This is a genomic window from Pseudomonas sp. OTU5201 (assembly GCF_038440135.1).
Lineage (GTDB): Bacteria > Pseudomonadota > Gammaproteobacteria > Pseudomonadales > Pseudomonadaceae > Metapseudomonas > Metapseudomonas resinovorans.
The window spans coordinates 1-15,470 of record NZ_JASATC010000076.1 but is presented as its reverse complement, the minus strand read 5'-3'; the positions used below and the strand labels follow the sequence as shown (position 1 = coordinate 15,470).

12 protein-coding genes and 2 pseudogenes are annotated in these 15,470 nt (G+C 63.8%); 5 read left to right on the top strand and 9 right to left on the bottom strand.

The features are described 5' to 3' along the window. Positions 1-279: 279 nt before the first annotated feature. Together AAHM40_RS26705 and AAHM40_RS26700 are read left to right on the top strand one after the other, a co-directional pair. Complete coding sequence (locus tag AAHM40_RS26705) at positions 280-1,095, top strand: sugar phosphate isomerase/epimerase family protein (RefSeq protein WP_342247391.1); 816 nt, start codon at positions 280-282, stop codon at positions 1,093-1,095. Positions 1,096-1,145: 50 nt separating this feature from the next. Continuing rightward, positions 1,146-2,024, top strand: coding sequence for a DMT family transporter (locus AAHM40_RS26700; RefSeq protein WP_342247390.1), 879 nt, complete (start codon positions 1,146-1,148; stop codon positions 2,022-2,024). Between the two features lie 540 nt (positions 2,025-2,564). Here AAHM40_RS26700 and AAHM40_RS26695 read toward each other — a convergent pair. Beyond that, the gene (locus tag AAHM40_RS26695) at positions 2,565-3,941 is read right to left on the bottom strand and encodes an MFS transporter (RefSeq protein ID WP_342247389.1); all 1,377 of its coding nucleotides are present in this window, start codon (positions 3,939-3,941) and stop codon (positions 2,565-2,567) included. A gap of 643 nt (positions 3,942-4,584) precedes the next feature. Between AAHM40_RS26695 and quiC the strand changes: the two genes are divergently transcribed. Further along, a complete protein-coding gene (gene quiC / locus AAHM40_RS26690; protein WP_342247388.1) occupies positions 4,585-6,495 on the top strand; it encodes a 3-dehydroshikimate dehydratase QuiC in 1,911 nt (636 codons plus the stop codon). A 96-nt stretch (positions 6,496-6,591) separates the two neighbouring features. After that, a complete protein-coding gene (locus AAHM40_RS26685) occupies positions 6,592-7,260 on the top strand; it encodes a TetR family transcriptional regulator (protein ID WP_342247387.1) in 669 nt (222 codons plus the stop codon). Here AAHM40_RS26685 and AAHM40_RS26680 read toward each other — a convergent pair. The 4 genes from AAHM40_RS26680 to AAHM40_RS26665 are packed head-to-tail and all read right to left on the bottom strand — an operon-like array spanning position 7,202 to position 11,807. Next, positions 7,202-8,932 carry an FAD-dependent oxidoreductase gene (locus tag AAHM40_RS26680; protein WP_446731628.1) on the bottom strand — a complete coding sequence of 577 codons (1,731 nt, stop codon included), beginning with the start codon at positions 8,930-8,932 and terminating at the stop codon, positions 7,202-7,204. The genes AAHM40_RS26685 and AAHM40_RS26680 overlap by 59 nt on opposite strands. 5 nt (positions 8,933-8,937) lie before the next feature. Next, on the bottom strand, positions 8,938-9,258 hold the full coding sequence (locus tag AAHM40_RS26675) for an NIPSNAP family protein (RefSeq protein ID WP_342247385.1): 321 nt from the start codon (positions 9,256-9,258) through the stop codon (positions 8,938-8,940). Between the two features lie 10 nt (positions 9,259-9,268). After that, the gene (locus AAHM40_RS26670; RefSeq protein WP_342247384.1) at positions 9,269-10,987 is read right to left on the bottom strand and encodes an FAD-binding protein; all 1,719 of its coding nucleotides are present in this window, start codon (positions 10,985-10,987) and stop codon (positions 9,269-9,271) included. 10 nt (positions 10,988-10,997) lie between these two features. After that, a complete protein-coding gene (locus AAHM40_RS26665; protein WP_342247383.1) occupies positions 10,998-11,807 on the bottom strand; it encodes a shikimate dehydrogenase family protein in 810 nt (269 codons plus the stop codon). 241 nt (positions 11,808-12,048) lie between these two features. Here AAHM40_RS26665 and AAHM40_RS26660 point away from each other — a divergent pair, with 241 nt between their 5' ends. Continuing rightward, positions 12,049-12,819: an IclR family transcriptional regulator domain-containing protein gene (locus AAHM40_RS26660; protein ID WP_342247382.1), complete on the top strand. Its 771-nt coding sequence runs from the start codon at positions 12,049-12,051 to the stop codon at positions 12,817-12,819. Between the two features lie 75 nt (positions 12,820-12,894). On the opposite strand, the gene AAHM40_RS26655 is transcribed toward AAHM40_RS26660, so the two are convergent. The 4 genes and pseudogenes from AAHM40_RS26655 to AAHM40_RS26645 form a co-directional block, all read right to left on the bottom strand. After that, complete coding sequence (locus tag AAHM40_RS26655) at positions 12,895-13,752, bottom strand: shikimate dehydrogenase (protein WP_342247381.1); 858 nt, start codon at positions 13,750-13,752, stop codon at positions 12,895-12,897. 5 nt (positions 13,753-13,757) lie between these two features. Then, complete coding sequence (gene aroQ / locus AAHM40_RS26650) at positions 13,758-14,201, bottom strand: type II 3-dehydroquinate dehydratase (protein WP_280284669.1); 444 nt, start codon at positions 14,199-14,201, stop codon at positions 13,758-13,760. A gap of 282 nt (positions 14,202-14,483) precedes the next feature. Next, positions 14,484-14,747, bottom strand: a pseudogene (locus tag AAHM40_RS27405) (methyl-accepting chemotaxis protein); the annotation flags it as partial. Then, positions 14,721-15,443, bottom strand: a pseudogene (locus AAHM40_RS26645) (PAS domain-containing protein); the annotation flags it as partial. The pseudogenes AAHM40_RS26645 and AAHM40_RS27405, both read right to left, overlap by 27 nt. Positions 15,444-15,470: the final 27 nt, after the last annotated feature.

Sequence of the window (15,470 nt, the reverse complement as noted above, 5' to 3'; positions counted from 1 at the left end):
GCTGGCAAGCCAGCTCCTACGGGCAATGCAGCTGCCTGCAACACGTCATGCAGACATAGCCAACTCATTCGACAAGGGCGGCACAGCTGTCCCATGTTGCTCACTGGGCAGCCCTTCGGGCTGCTTGGCGATTGAAATCGCCCCTACAGATTCCCACGTCGTGTCCACGTCTTCGCGAATCCTGCTTTCGTCACAGGGCCTCATTTTTTTCTTGCGAATAAATGGAACTAAGTTCTAAATATCGCAAGGCAAATTGTGGAACTGGATTCCGAGAAGAGCATGACTGATCGAGTTTTCTCCCTCGCCGCACTCACCGTCCTCGAACTTTCTCCACCGGAGATGGTGGAAGTAGCCGCACGTACCGGCTACAGCCATGTCGGCCTGCGCCTGGTGCCGGCCACGCCCGAGGAACATCACTTCCCGTTGGTGGCTGATGCCGCGTTGCGTCGGCAGACCCTCGAGCGTCTGCGCGACACCGGTGTGAAAGTGCTGGATATCGAAATACTGCGGCTCAAGGCGGAAACCCGTGTTGCCGATTTCGAGCCCTTCCTGGCCGCCGGTGCCGAGTTCGGGGCCACGGAAGTGCTGGTGGCCGGCAACGACGCTGACGAGGCGCGGATGACCGACAGTTTCGCCGCCTTTTGCGATCTGGCCGGCCTTTACGGCATGCATCCCAGCCTGGAGTTCATGCCCTGGACCGATGCGCGCGACCTGGTCCAGGCCGTGCGCATCGTGGAGAACGCCGGGCGGACCAACGGCGCTGTGCTGGTGGATGCCTTCCACTTCAACCGCTCAGCCTCGCGTCTGGAGGACCTCGCAAAATTGGCCCCGGAGCGCCTGCGCTATGCCCAGCTTTGTGATGTGGCGGGCCCGCGGCCGGACGACATGGACGAGATTCTTCGTCAGGCGCGCAACGAGCGGCGCTTCCCCGGCGATGGTGATAGCGACCTGATCGGGTTGCTCAGGACACTCCCGGCGAACATTCCCCTGAGCCTGGAAATACCCACGCGCCAGTTGATGGAGCAGGGCGTCAGCGCCCAGGACCGCGCGAGGATGGCGCTGGATAAGGCGCGGACGCTGCTTCAGCAGGTCTGAGAGTTCACCCTTCACGCGGCCGGCTGGGCCGCGTTTTTTTCGAGTACCCCATGAGCATCAGTACCCCGTTGTCCGGAGCCAACCAACCGCTGCGGGGCATCGTGCTGGTGGTGTTGGCCACCTTCCTCTTCGCCGGGCATGACGGGCTGTCCAAATACCTGGGCGGCCTCTATCCGGTGGTGATGGTCGTCTGGGCCCGTTACCTGGTGCATACCCTCCTGATGGCCGGTATTTTCCTGCCCCAGGCCGGCCTGCGCGTACTGCGCACCAAGCGGCCAATGCTGCAGATGTTGCGGGCATTGAGCCTGCTCAGCACCAGCCTGCTGTTCACTGCGGGGCTGCAATACATTCCCCTGGCGGAGGCGACTGCGGTCAACTTCCTCGCGCCGGTGCTGGTCACAGCGCTTTCGGTGCCCTTGCTCAAGGAGCAGGTCAGCGTTGGCCAGTGGGCTGCTGTGGTGATGGGGTTCATTGGTGTGCTGGTGGTTGTTCATCCAGGTGGGGAGCTGTTCACCCCGGCCATCCTGTTTCCCTTCTGCTCGGCCCTGGGTTTCTGCTTTTACCAGTTGCTCACCCGCAAGCTCGCGGCCCATGACAGCCCGACCACCAGCAACTTCTTTGCCGGCCTGTGCAACACCCTGGTGATGAGCGCCCTGGTGCCATTCTTCTGGCAAGTCCCGACCATGGGGCATGGTCTGCTGATGCTGGCCCTGGGAGGCGCTGGCATGACCGCACATCTATTGCTGACCCAGGCGTTCCGCCTGGCCGCACCGGCGTTGCTGGCGCCCTTCGGCTACTGCCAGATCGTGTTCGCCGGGTTGCTGGGCTTTGTGATCTTCTCTCACACCCCTGACGTCACCAGCCTGGTGGGGATTGCCATCATCTGCCTGAGCGGCCTGGGCGCGGCGTGGATGCAGCGTCGGGGATGAGAGCCGCCCGCTCTCGCTGAACCTGTAGGAGCGAGCTTGCTCGCAAAAGGCCTTGCTCGGAGATGTTCGCGGGCAAGCCCGCTCCTACGTAACGTGCCTGCTATCCAGGACACTGCAGCTTGCTCTCGGCTGAACCTGTAGGAGCGAGCTTGCTCGCGAAAGGCCTTGCTCGGAGATGTTCGCGGGCAAGCCCGCTCCTACGTAACGTGCCTGCTATCCAGGACACTGCAGCTTACTCTCGGCTGAACCTGTAGGAGCGAGCTTGCTCGCGAAAGGCCTTGCTCGGAGATGTTCGCGGGCAAGCTCGCTCCTACGTAACGTGCCTGCTATCCAGGACACTGCAGCTTGCTCTCGGCTGAACCTGTAGGGGCGAGCTTGCTCGCGAAGGGCTCTGCTCGAAGATGTTTGCGCGCAAGCTCGTTCCTACGCAAGGTGCCTGCTATCGCGGGTCGTCATAGACTGAATCAGCACTCGGAATCGGAACGGTAGAAACAGAGAAGGCCCCTTTTGGGGCCTTCTCTGTTCAGGTGGCTTGCGCGATCAGTGGCTGACTGTGCGCATGCTGTTCTCGCGGCTGGACTCGTACTGCTGCTTGTCCATCGGCTTGGCGTTTGCGTTGCCGAGGTCGTCCATGGCCAGGCGGTGGGTTTCCGGCGCCACGTAGGCAGCCAGGGCGCACACGCAGGTGATGAGGAAGGCGATGCAGCCGACCACCACCGGGATGTTGTCCGAGCCGGGCGGGGCGACGGCGGCGAACAGGGCCGGCAGCATGGCGGTCAGCATGGTGCCGATATTCTGTGCGATGGCCATGGCCGAGACGCGGAAGCGAGTCTGGAACAGCTCCGGGAAGAAGCTCGGGAACACCGCGTTGTAGCCCTGGTAGACCATGCCCCACATCAGGATCGAGGTGCAGAAGGCCAGCGGAACACTCTGGATGCTGATGGCGTAGAGGTAGACGAAGGCCAGCAGACCGGAGCCCAGGCAGCCGGCGATCATGGTCGGACGGCGGCCGATCTTGTCGGAGAGGTTGCCGACGAAGGGGATGACCAGCACGGCGACGATGTTGCCCACCACGGGAATCCACAGGTACACGCTCTTGTCGAAGCCGATGCCGTAGGCCGGCTGCACGGCGTAGGCCGCACCGAAGATGGTAGCGACGACCGGGATCACGTTCATCAGGGCCATGAACATCACCAGCACCATGCTCTTCCAGCTGTGGCGGAAGGCTTCGGTAACCGGGGATTTGGCGACTTTGTGCTGGTTCTCTTCGTTGACGAAGGCCGGGGTCTCATGGACTTCACGACGGATGATGAAGCCGGCTACCAGGACGAAGGCGCTCAGCAGGAACGGAATCCGCCAGCCCCACTCATTGAAGGCTTCGCTCGGCATGAAGTAGGCCAGTGGCAGGAACACGGCAGCCGCCAACACCTGGCCAGCTTGTACGCCTTGCAGGGTGAAGCTGGCGTAGTAGCCACGTCGTCCGAATGGCGCATGTTCGAGGATCATCGAACTGGCACCGGAAATTTCGCCGGCGACAGCGAAGCCCTGCACCAGGCGCAGGAGTACCAGCAGTACCGGGGCAAGCATGCCGATATCGTGGTAAGTGGGCAGCAGGCCGACGGCCATGGTGGAGATACCCATCAGGAACATGCACAGCAGCAGCACGTTCTTGCGACCGCGGGTGTCACCCCAGTGGCCCAGCACGAAGGCACCCACCGGGCGCGCCAGGTAGCCGACGCCGTAGGTCGCCAGCGAGGCAATGATGGCCATTTTCGGGTCGGTGTTCGGGAAGAAGATCTGCGGGAAGATCAGCGCTGCCGCCTGGGCATAGATGAAGAAGTCGTAATACTCGAGGGCGGAGCCTATCCACCCGCTGGCAGTTGCTTTCTTGGCTTGGGAGCTGGAGGGAGTAGCCATCGTTGTCTCCGTTGTTTTTGTTAGGTAGCCGGACGCACATTCCTCGGCGCAAGGCCTGGTTGGAACGCGTGCACGCTTGCGTAACGGTGCTCGTCGGGAGCTTTCCGGTTATCGCTGTCCGAGTGGTGTCAGGGAGTCAGTTCAGAGTGGCGACGTGGCGGTCGCACTCGGTCTGGATGCCGTGGCATGCCGGCTGGAGGAGGGGGCTTCGATCAGGTGGCTGGTAGTGAGCATGAGCTGGTACCTGTTTCTTGAAATTGTTATGTCGTGACGCTTGGTTGTCATCGCAGGACCCTCCGGGTGACTGGGCTGGCAGTGATGCCACCCGACGGGTTGTCTGCAACATGGGGTTCATGTTGCGCAGTGATCGAAAAAGCGTCAATTCGATAACCGGCCTTTTGTTCGCTGATCGAACACAAAACTAACTGGTTCGTACATATTGAATTGCTGGGCAGACTTTACGCGCGAATAATCGATCCAGCTACGAAAACGAAGGGTTTTCGCAATCTGTTGTAGGGGCGAACTCATTCGCCTGGCAGACCTTAGGTCTGCCTTGGGATTCACAGGGGGCCGAGTTGCGACCCTTGGCGAATGAATTCACCCCTACAGGTAGTTGCAGCGCCCACCCACAAGGAGCTGAAGCATGCAGCGTTCCATTGCCACCGTCTCCCTGAGCGGTACCCTGCCGGAAAAACTCGAGGCCATTGCCGCCGCCGGTTTCGACGGTGTCGAAATCTTCGAAAACGACCTTCTTTACTACGCCGGGAGCCCGCGCGAAGTCCGCCAGATGTGCGCCGACCTCGGTATCGCCATCACGCTGTTCCAGCCGTTCCGCGACTTCGAGGGCTGCCGCCGCGACCGCTTGCAGAAGAACCTCGACCGCGCCGAACGCAAGTTCGACCTCATGCAGGAACTGGGCACCGACCTGGTGCTGGTGTGCAGCAACGTTCAGCCCGACTCGCTGCCGGACGAGGAAATCCTCGTTGACGACCTGCGCCTGCTGGCCGAGCGCGCCGGCGCACGCAACCTGCGTATCGGCTACGAGGCGCTTGCCTGGGGCCGCCACGTCAACAGTTGGCAGCAAGTCTGGAACCTGGTGCGCCAGGCCGACCACCCGGCCCTCGGCGTCTTGCTGGACAGCTTCCACACCTTGTCGATCAAGGGCGATCCGAGTGGTATTGCCGAGATTCCCGGCGACAAGATTTTCTTCGTGCAGATGGCCGACGCGCCGCTACTGGCCATGGACGTACTGGAGTGGAGCCGGCACTTCCGCTGCTTCCCCGGCCAGGGCGAGTTCGACTTGGCGGGCTTCCTCGCACCGATCATCCGTAGCGGCTACACCGGTCCGCTGTCGCTGGAAATCTTCAACGACGGTTTCCGCGCCGCGCCGCCGCGCGCCAATGCCGCCGATGGCCTGCGCTCCTTGCTCTACCTCGAAGAGAAAACCCGCAAGCTGTTGGCCAAGGACCCGAGCCCGCCGGCCAACTTGGACATCCTCTTCTCGCCGCCGCCAGCCAGCCGCTACGACGGCGTGGAATTCCTCGAATTCGCCGTGGACGAAGCGCAGGGCGCCAAGCTTGCCAACTGGCTGGAGCGCCTGGGCTTCGCTCGCGCCGGCAAGCACCGCTCCAAGGCGGTCAACCTGCTGCGCCAGGGCGATATCAATATCGTGCTCAATGCCGAACCCTATTCCTTTGCCCACGGTTACTTCGAGGCCCACGGCCCGTCGCTGTGCGCCACCGCCCTGCGGGTGAAGGACAGTGGCAGCGCGCTGGAGCGAGCCCGCGAGTTCAAGGGACAACCGTTCCGTGGGCTGGTCGGGCCGAACGAGCGCGAGATTCCGGCCGTGCGTGCGCCGGATGGCAGTCTGATCTACCTGGTAGAACAGGCCCAGACCGGACAGACGATTTACGACAGTGACTTCGTGCTCGATGCCAATGCTGCCCAGACCGGCCAGCTCGAGCGCATCGACCACATGGCCCTGGCCTTGCCGGCCGACGGCCTGGACAGCTGGGTGTTGTTCTACAAGAGCGTGCTGGACTTCGAGGCCGACGACGAAGTCGTGCTGCCGGACCCTTACGGCCTGGTGAAGAGCCGCGCCCTGCGCAGCCGCTGCAGCAGCATCCGTCTGCCACTGAACATCTCGGAGAACCGCAATACTGCGATCTCCCATGCGCTGTCCAGCTATGGCGGCTCCGGCGCCCACCACATCGCCTTCTCCTGCGAGGACATCTTTGCCGAGGTGAGCCGTGCCAAGGACGCTGGTGTGCCGCTGCTGGATATCCCGCTCAACTACTACGACGACCTGGCGGCACGCTTCGATTTCGACGACGAGTTCCTCAGCGAACTGGCCTACTACAACGTGCTGTACGACCGTGACGCCCAGGGTGGCGAGCTGTTCCACGTCTACACCGAGCCGTTCGAGGGACGCTTCTTCTTCGAAATCCTGCAGCGCAAGAACGGCTACGCCGGCTACGGCGCGGCCAACGTTGCGGTGCGCCTGGCGGCCATGGCCAAGGCGCGCAGCGGCGCCATCGCCAAGGCCAAACTGTAGACCGCTCGGGAGCCTGGCGCCTTGCCTGCGCCAGGCTTCCTAACGGCCGCCGCCCAGCCCATAATCCACCCAGTTTCCGCTGGCCGTGAGCCCAAGATGACAATAACTGCCGAACGCCAAGACTTGCCCACAGAGGCCCCTCGCAAAGGGCGCAAGAACAACCCGGAGAAAACCCGCGAGAACATCCTCCAGGCGGCCATTACCGAGTTCGTCCAGCAGGGCCTGTCCGGCGCCCGGGTCGACGCCATCGCCGAGCGCATGCATACCTCCAAGCGCATGATCTACTACTACTTCGGCAGCAAGGAGCAGCTCTACGTCGAAGTGCTGGAAAAGCTCTACGGCGATATCCGCAGCACCGAAGGCAAGCTGCACCTGGCCGAGCTTGAACCTCGTGAGGCGATCCGCCGGCTGGTGGAATTCACCTTCGACCACCACGACCGCAACGTCGATTTCGTGCGCATCGTCTCCATCGAAAACATCCATTACGGCGAGTACGTCAAGCAGTCCAACGCCATCCGTTCCATGAGCACGACCATCCTCGATGCGATGGGCGAGATCATCGAACGCGGCCAGGCTGAAGGCCTGTTCCGAGCGGGCGTCAATGCGCTGGACCTGCACCTGCTTATCAGCTCCTTCTGCTTCTATCGCGTCTCCAATCGCAACACTTTCGGCCAAATCTTCCAGATCGATCTCACCGACGAGGAGGTCAAGGCCCGGCACAAGGCGATGATCTGCGAGTCGGTGCTGCGCTACCTGCAGGCCTGATCCTTTCGCGAGCAAGGGATAGACCGGCGACATAGCCGAATGTCATCCCCGGCCCCAGGGTGATTCCACCGCTGGGGTAGTGCCCGCCCATCACGCTTGCCATGTCGTTACCCACTGCATAAAGGCCGGGGATGATCGTTCCCTGCTTGTCCAGCGCCCGCGCCGAGGCATCGGTAAGCAGGCCGGCGAAGGTGCCGAGGCTGCCGGGCAGCAATTTCACGGCATGGAAGGGGCCTTTCTCCAGCACACCCAATGACGGGTTCGGCCCGTGCAGCGGTTCGCCCTGGGCCTGGTTATAGGCGGAGGCGCCGCGCTGGAATTCCGGGTCCACACCGCATGCGGCGTTGGCATTGAATGTTGCCACCGTCGCTTGCAGTTGCTCCCCGTCGATGCCACACAGCTTCGCCAGTTCGGCAAGGCTGGCGGCCGACTTCAGGTAACCACTGCGGACTTGGCCGCCCGTGGGGAACGGGAAGGGCCGCACGTAGCCGATTCCGTAACGGCGCCGTGCGCGCTGGTCGCAAATCAGCCAGGCTGCCGGCTCTTCTCCGGCCGGGGTAGCCCGGAACAAAGCGTTCATAAAGTCGTGGTAGGAGTCGGCTTCGTTGGTGAAGCGCCGGCCATCGCTGCGAACGGCGATGAAACCCGGCTTGGCCCGTTCCATCAGGTGCGGGAATCCGCTGAAACTGCCGTCCTTGTGCGGCACCCGTGACACCGGAGTCCAGGCGGCGGGGCTGGACAGCCGGTCGGCGACCTGTGCCCCTACGCTTTCACCCAGGTTCAGGCCATCACCCGTATTGGTTTTCGGGGCGGCGGAAAGGTGCTCGTGGCCGAACAGCCGGTCAATGCGCTGGCGGTCATGGGGAAAGCCGCCGCAAGCCAGTACCACGCCCCGGCGCGCCAGCACTTTCACCAGTTGCCCTTCCAACTTCAGCTCCGCACCCGCGACTCTTTGCTCGCCCCACAGCAGACGCGTGGCGGCAGCACCTGTTTCCAGGTGGACGCCCAGGTCGAGTGCGCTGCGCAGCAGGCGTGCCACCAGGGCGTTGCCATTGACCAGGTGCAGCCCCCGGCCGTGCAACAGCCAGTCACGCCAATGCCGCAGAAGACGACGGGCCACGTACCAGGCGGAACGCGGTGAGCGGCTGGCGTTGAGAAAATGCGCAAGGTCCGCGCCGCTGGCGATCCCCATGCCACCCAGGCTGATCAGGTCCAGCGGTGGGCACAGTGCGTCCAGCCAGGGGCCCAACTGACGGCCGTCATAGGGCTGGGCACAGAGGGAACGGCCTCCGCGCGCGGCACCGGGCGAGCTGTGCATGTCCGGCATGCGGCTGCCGGAATAGAACTGCACGTGGGTGTGGCGCTGGAAAAAGTCCACCATCAACGGTCCGTGCTGGAGAAAGGCCCGTTGGCGTTCGTCCAGTTCATCGACGCCCAGCTCCGCGCGCAGGTAGGTTTCGACGGCTTCCTCGCTGTCTGGCGCGCCTTCCGCCTGGGCCAGCGGATTGCGCGGAATCCACAACCAGCCGCCAGACCAGGCGCTGGTGCCACCAATCTGGCCGGTCTTTTCCGCAACCAGCACCTCCAGGCCCTGGTGGGCGGCGGTAACCGCCGCCGCCAGACCCGAGGCACCGGAGCCGATCACTAGCACATCGCAGTGGCGCTCGTTCATGGCGTTCATTGCAGCGGAGAAAAACCGGTGGGGCGCATCAGGCGCGATTCAAGATGCACCACGGCATCCAGTTCCTTGTTCAGCCGGCCGAACTCGGCCCAGCGCGGGTCGGCGGCCATCTTCGTGCGGCGCTCGATGCGCTCATCCAGGCTGTCGTAGGCCCAGATGTGCACCACCTGGTTGGCCTCGCCGAACTCGGTGGTGAAGAAACCGACCAGCTTGCCCAGGTGCTCGGTCTGCAGTTCCAGGCAGTGGCTACGGTAGAGCGCCAGCCAGTCGGCCAGCTTGGTGGGTTTGATGGTGTAGGTGCGCAGTTCGTAATACATGGCGTTGTCCTCAGACTCTGGATTTCAGGTGTTCGGCGATATGGCTGGCGGCGAGGTAGCCGAAGGTCAGACCTGGGCCGAGGGTGATGCCGGGGCCGGGATAGGTGCCATCCATGATCGAGTTCATGTCATTGCCGGCAGCGTAGAGACCGGCGATGGGGTTGCCGTGGCGGTCCAGCACATTCGCGTTGGCATCCGTGACCAGTCCACGCGCCGACCCGAGATCACCGGTGTGCACGCGGATGGCGTACCAGGGGGCGCGGACCAGGGGCGCCAGGCAGGGGTTGGGCTTGTGGTGCGGGTCGCCGAGGGACTGGTTGTAGGTGGTGGACCCCTTGCCGAACTGGCGGTCGTTGCCGGCGCGGGCGTCCTCGTTGTGACGGACGAGTGTCGTGGCCAATCCGTGCGGATCGACACCCATGGCACGAGCCAGTGCTTCGGGCGTATTGGCGCGAAACAGGTAGCCGGCCTCCACCAGGGCGCTGTTGTCCACTGGGCTCGGTCGCGCCAGCCCCATTCCGTAGCGGCCCATGGCCTCGGCGTCGCAAATCAGCCAGCAGCTCGCGAGCCCCTCCCGATGCATCGCCTGGACGAAGCAGTGGTAGGAGTCGGCCTCGTTGGTAAAACGCTGGCCTGCACTGTTCACGGCGATGATTCCCGGCTTGGCCCGATCAGTGACCAGGTGCGGGAAGCATTCGGGCTCACCATTGGGCCGGCGCAGCAGTGAAACGGGTGCCCAGAAGAAGTTGGCGGCCATGTCTTCGCCGGTTGCTGCGTTCACTTGGGCGGCCAGGGCGAGGGCAGTGCCAGCGTTGGTGGCGGGGGACATGGTCAGGTGTTCCCTCCCGGTAGCTGGTCGGAATTCTGCTGCCACCTGGCCAGCGGCGAAGCCACCCATGGCGCAGACCACGCCGCCTCGGGCGCGTACTTCGACCGGTCGGCCATCCTTGTGCAGGCGAACGCCAACCACCCGGTTCGCTTCGACCACCAGCGACTCGCCGCTGCTTTCCAGCCAGAGTTCCACGCCATGCTCGAAGGCGGTAGTGGCCAGCCGAGCGATCATTGCGTTGCCGACGGTCAGGCGGGTGCCGCGGTCATGGCCGAGTCGGTCCAGGCCATAACGGGCCAGCAGCTTCAGGCAATGCCAGAGGGAGCGGGGCGAACGGCGGAAGCTGAGAAAGTGTTGGATATCGACGCGGTTCACCATCATGCCGCCGAACAGCAGCATGCCTTCCGGCGGGCGGCGCAAGTCCTTGAAGTGCGAGCCCAGGCGACGGCCGTCGTACTCCACTATCTCCAGCGCGCGACCTCGGTCGGTGGCGCCGTCTTCCAGCGGGTAGTAGTCCGGTGAAAAGGGACGAAGGGCATAGGCCAGTTCGCTGTGCTGTTCGAGAAAGCGCAGCGCCTCGCGGCCGTTCTGGATAAAGGCGTCCACCAGCTCAGGCTTGTAACCGGGGCCGACGGTTTTCTTTAGATAGGTGCGGACCGCTTCAGCGCTGTCCTGGACGCCGGCGGCGCGGGCCTGGTCGCTGTCGTAGATCCACACGGCGCCCCCGGATATCGCCGAAGTGCCGCCGAAATACGGCGCCTTCTCCAGCATCAGCACACTAAGGCCTTTGCAGGCAGCTGTGGTGGCTGCGGCAAAGGCAGCGGCGCCGCTGCCCAGTACGACCAGGTCCCAGGTGCCGGCCAGATTCTCGGCAGGATGTGTTTTCACGGCAGTGTTCATGACGATCTCCTCAGGCGTCCTGGGGCATCACGCCCATGTGCGCGCCCAGGTTGCCCATCTGCGCGCGCGCCATTTCCGGGCCGGTCTGGATGCGGCAACCGAGGCTGCGGGCCAGCTCCAGCAGTGGTGTGACCACCGGGCTGGTCACCACATCCGCCACCAGGGCTGCAGGGGAGAGGGTTTCCAGCAACATGCCGGGCAGGGGCATTTCGCCAGTGCCGCCCATTCCCACGGGCGTGGCATTGGCCACCAGGTCGAAGGCTTCCAGGCTGTCGTAGCGGTTGCTGATCTCGATCTGCGGGAACGCCTCGCGCAGGCGCTTGGTCAGGGCTTCGGCGCGGGGTTGGTCGAGGTCGGCAATCACCAGTTGGCGCACGCGTCCTTCGCACAGCGAGTAGGCGATAGCGGCGCCGACACCACCGGAGCCCACTACCAGCGCGCGTTGCCCGACCGGCTGGAATCCATGGCTGCGGGCAGCCTTGAGGAAGCCCTCGCCATCGACGTTATCGCCCAGCAGACGGCCGTCGGCCTCGCGACGGATCACGTTCACCGAACCCAGGGCCGCAGCACGGGCGCTGAGCTGGTCGAGCTGGCTGGCCAATACCTGTTTGTAAGGCACAGTGACGACGCAACCACGCAGATTCTTCCAGCCGCGCAGGGACTGGATGAACGTGGCGAGATTCTGCTCGGCCATGTCCACGGCGATCATCGCCAGATTCTGGCCGTTCTCTGTGAACCAGGCATTGAAGTTTTCCGGCGATTTCACCTGGGCGATGGGGCTGCCGATGATGGCCACCAGTTCGGTCGAACCACGGATCATGCTGATCTCCTGGGCTTGTTGTTGTGCCGGCAGTATTGCCAGCGCCCAAGGAGTGGCCAATGAAACAGACGGGCATCTCGGTTGTTTATCGCAACGGTGCTGCGATAATCGCAGTTTTTGGCGAAATTAGCTGAATGGGTTCCTTGTAGGGTGCGCTGTGTCCACCGCATCTTCTACGCGGGCTTCCGGTGCGCACGGCGCACCCTACGGAAAGGCACATCAACCGGACAGGGGAGTGGGAATGAAGACGCCGGTCATTCACCAGCGGGATCTGATTGCCGGGCTGCAGAAAGGCCTGGCGCTGATGCAACTGTTCAGTGTCGATAATCCGCGTCTCAGCGTGCCGGAGGCCGCGGCCATGTCCGGGCTGACCGCGAGCGCGGCGCGGCGTTTCCTGCTGACCCTGGTGCATGAAGGTTTCGCTGAAACCGATGGCCGTCATTACTGGTTGACCGCCAAGTCCCTGCGCATAGGCCAGGCCTATGTGGATTCGGCGCAGTTGCCGCGCATGTTGCGGCCCATAGTCGAGCAGGTGGCGCGGACTACTCAGGAGCACGTTTCGGTGGGGCTGCGCGATGGCGATGACATCGTGCACATCGTCCGTAGCCGCTACAGCCACATCGCCTCCCTGTCGATTCGTCCCGGATCGCGCATGCCCATGTACTGCACGGCTAGCGGGCGTATCTGGCTGGCGTCGTTTTCCGCAGACGAGCTGGAGGCGTACTTCGCACGGGTCGTGCTGCGCCAGTTGACCCCCTTCACCCGTACCGGCATGGACGAGCTCAAGGCGGAACTGAACAAGGTATCGGCCCAGGGCTATGCCGTGGTGGACCAGGAATACGAAGCGGGAATGTGCGTGCTGGGTGTGCCCCTGACCAATCGCAAGGGCGAGCTGAAGGCCAGCCTCACCATCACCACCCATGCTTCACGCATGAGTGGCGACGAGATGCGCCAGCGCTACCTGACGCCGCTGTACGAGGCGCAGGCCTTGTTGAAACCGGTGCTGGATTGAGTTCGTAGGGTGCGCCGTGCGCGCTGATTGCCCCGCGCAGGGTTTTCGGTACGCGTAGCGCACACTACGGGGGGATCAGCCGTTCATGCTGGCGAAGTGCGCCATCATCCGGTCGGCGTCGGCGCTGCGGCCGCTGATCAACTCGAAGGCTTTCACGGCCTGGAATACGGCCATGGTGCCGCCATCCAGTGTGTGGCAACCGATGGCGCGGGCATCGCGTAGCAGCTCGGTTTCCAGCGGGAAATAGATGATCTCCGCCACCCACAACTCGGGACGCAGCAGTTCTGCCGGAACCGGCGTACCCGGCAGCTTGGCCATGCCGATGGGGGTGGTGTTGACCAGGCCATCGGCCTCGGCCATGGCATTGGCCAGGTCGGTACCGAGGGCGGCTCGGCCGACACCGAAGTGCTGGTTGAGGTTGTCCACCAGGGCCTGTCCCCGGACAGCGTCCACTTCGAACAGGGTCAGGCGTTCGACGCCTTCGGCGAGCAGGGCATGAGCCACGGCTGAGCCCGCGCCACCCGCGCCCATCTGCACCACCTGACGTCGCTGGACCTCCGGCAGGCCGCGGCGGAAACCTTCGCCGAACCCCAGGCAGTCGGTGTTGTGGCCGACGCGCTTGCCACCCTTCAGCACGACGGTGTTCACCGCGCCAATGCCGGCGGCTTCAGGCGATAGCTCATCGAGCAGGGGAATGATCGCCTGCTTGCAGGGGAAGGTGATGTTCAACCCGGTGTAGCCCATGCGCTGGGCGGCGTTGAGCAGGTCGGGGAGGGCGCTGGTGTCCAGTTTCAACTGATCCAGGTCGATCAGGCGATAGAGGTAGCGGATGCCCTGGGCGTCACCTTCATGCTCGTGCATGGCGGGGGTGCGGGAGGCCTGGATGCCTGCGCCGATCAGACCGGCGAGGATGGATTGATTGTGCTGGGACATAGTGTTCAACCCTTGGAAAACAGTTGGCCGAAGTGCTGCAGCGCCAGGCTGTAGCCCTGGCTGCCGAGTCCGCAGATCACGCCGACGGCAATAGCGGAAACGAACGAGTGGTGACGGAATTCCTCGCGCTTGTGCACGTTGGACAGGTGCACTTCGATCACCGGCAGCTCGCTGGCCACCAGGGCGTCGCGGATGGCCACGGAGGTGTGGGTCCAGGCAGCGGGGTTGATGACGATGCCGGCGCAGCGACCGCGTGCTTGGTGGATCCAGTCGATCAGTTCGCCTTCGTGGTTGGTCTGGCGGAAGTCCACCTCGAAACCCAACTCGGCGGCGCTACGGCTGCACAGGGCAGCAATATCGGCGAGGGTTTCATGGCCATAGGTGGCGGGCTCACGGGTGCCGAGCATATTCAGGTTCGGCCCGTTGAGCACGAGGACAGTGCGAGTCATTACGGCAGGTCTCCATTGTTGTTCTCACTCGGCTGAAAAGCGCCGGAGCGTGTGACAATGAAAATGTACTAACCAGTTAATTGCGTCAATTTATCAAAAGGGGTTCTGTGCGGTTATCGGACGACTTGAGTGTGGACGGCTCGGTGCGGCGGGGCCGCAGATCAAGCACTGGGCGAGCAGGCGTCGCAGGGGGGCCATGCGTACCCGTTAACTTCAGCACCGTGCAAGGCTCCCGGTACGCGCCACGCACACTACGAAATGACGACCGCGTCAGCGCCGCTCCAGCATGTCCTGGATTTCCTGTGTGGCCACACGCGTGCGGCGGGCGAGGTTCTTCACTTCGTCCGCCACCACCGAGAATCCCCGACCAACTTCGCCGGCGCGGGCCGCTTCGATGGCGGCATTAAGGGCCAGCAGGTTGGTTTGGTCGGCAATGGCCTTGATCACACCCACCACTTGGGCGATCTGGCCGTAGGTGGCCTGCATCGCTGCCTGTTCCCGCTGGCGCGCGGCCTCGGCCTGCTTCTCATCGCTGATGTCGCGCACCGCCCCGGTTACCCGCAGCAGCACGCCGCGCTCGTCCCGTAGGCAGCGCGCGCGCTCGCGGAACCAGATCTCACCACGGGTCTTGTGGCGCATGCGGTACTCGGCCACGTAGGACGCGTCTGGCGATGGATCGCGGATCAGCTCGCCGAAGCACCGCATCACCCGCTTGAAGTCGTCGGGGTGGGTGACCTGGTTGTAGCTGTCCCAGCTGTCGGGCAGTTCGGTGCGGCTGTAGCCGACCAGTGCGCAGAACTGTTCGGACCAGCAGATGCGGCTCTGCGGATGGTCCGCGTCGCCGTTGGCCACCAGCAGGTCCCAGCTGCCTTCGGTGAGCGTCTGGCGGGTCAGCTCCCAGGCGCGCTGCTCCTGGTCCCAGACTGCCAGGCGTTGTTGTTGCTCCCCAAGGAGTTGGTAGGCGGCGTCGAGCTGTGCCTGGATCAGCGCCTGCCGGCTGAGGCCGTCATCGAGCTGGCGCTGCAGGGCGGTGAGCTCTTCCTCCGTACAGGGTGGCGGCTCGCGGCTGTCCAGGGCCGTGCGTTGTTGCCGCCAGGCCAGTTGCAGGCGTTCCAGCGACTGGCGCAGGGAAGGGTGGACGGCCAGCTGCCCGCTGGGCTCGATGGGCTGGCCGTTGAGCAGGCGGGCGATCCATTCGGACAGTTGCGGCACCAGCCGCGCGGACTCGTTGTTGAACCACATGTTGGGAACTCCGGGCGTGGGCCCCCG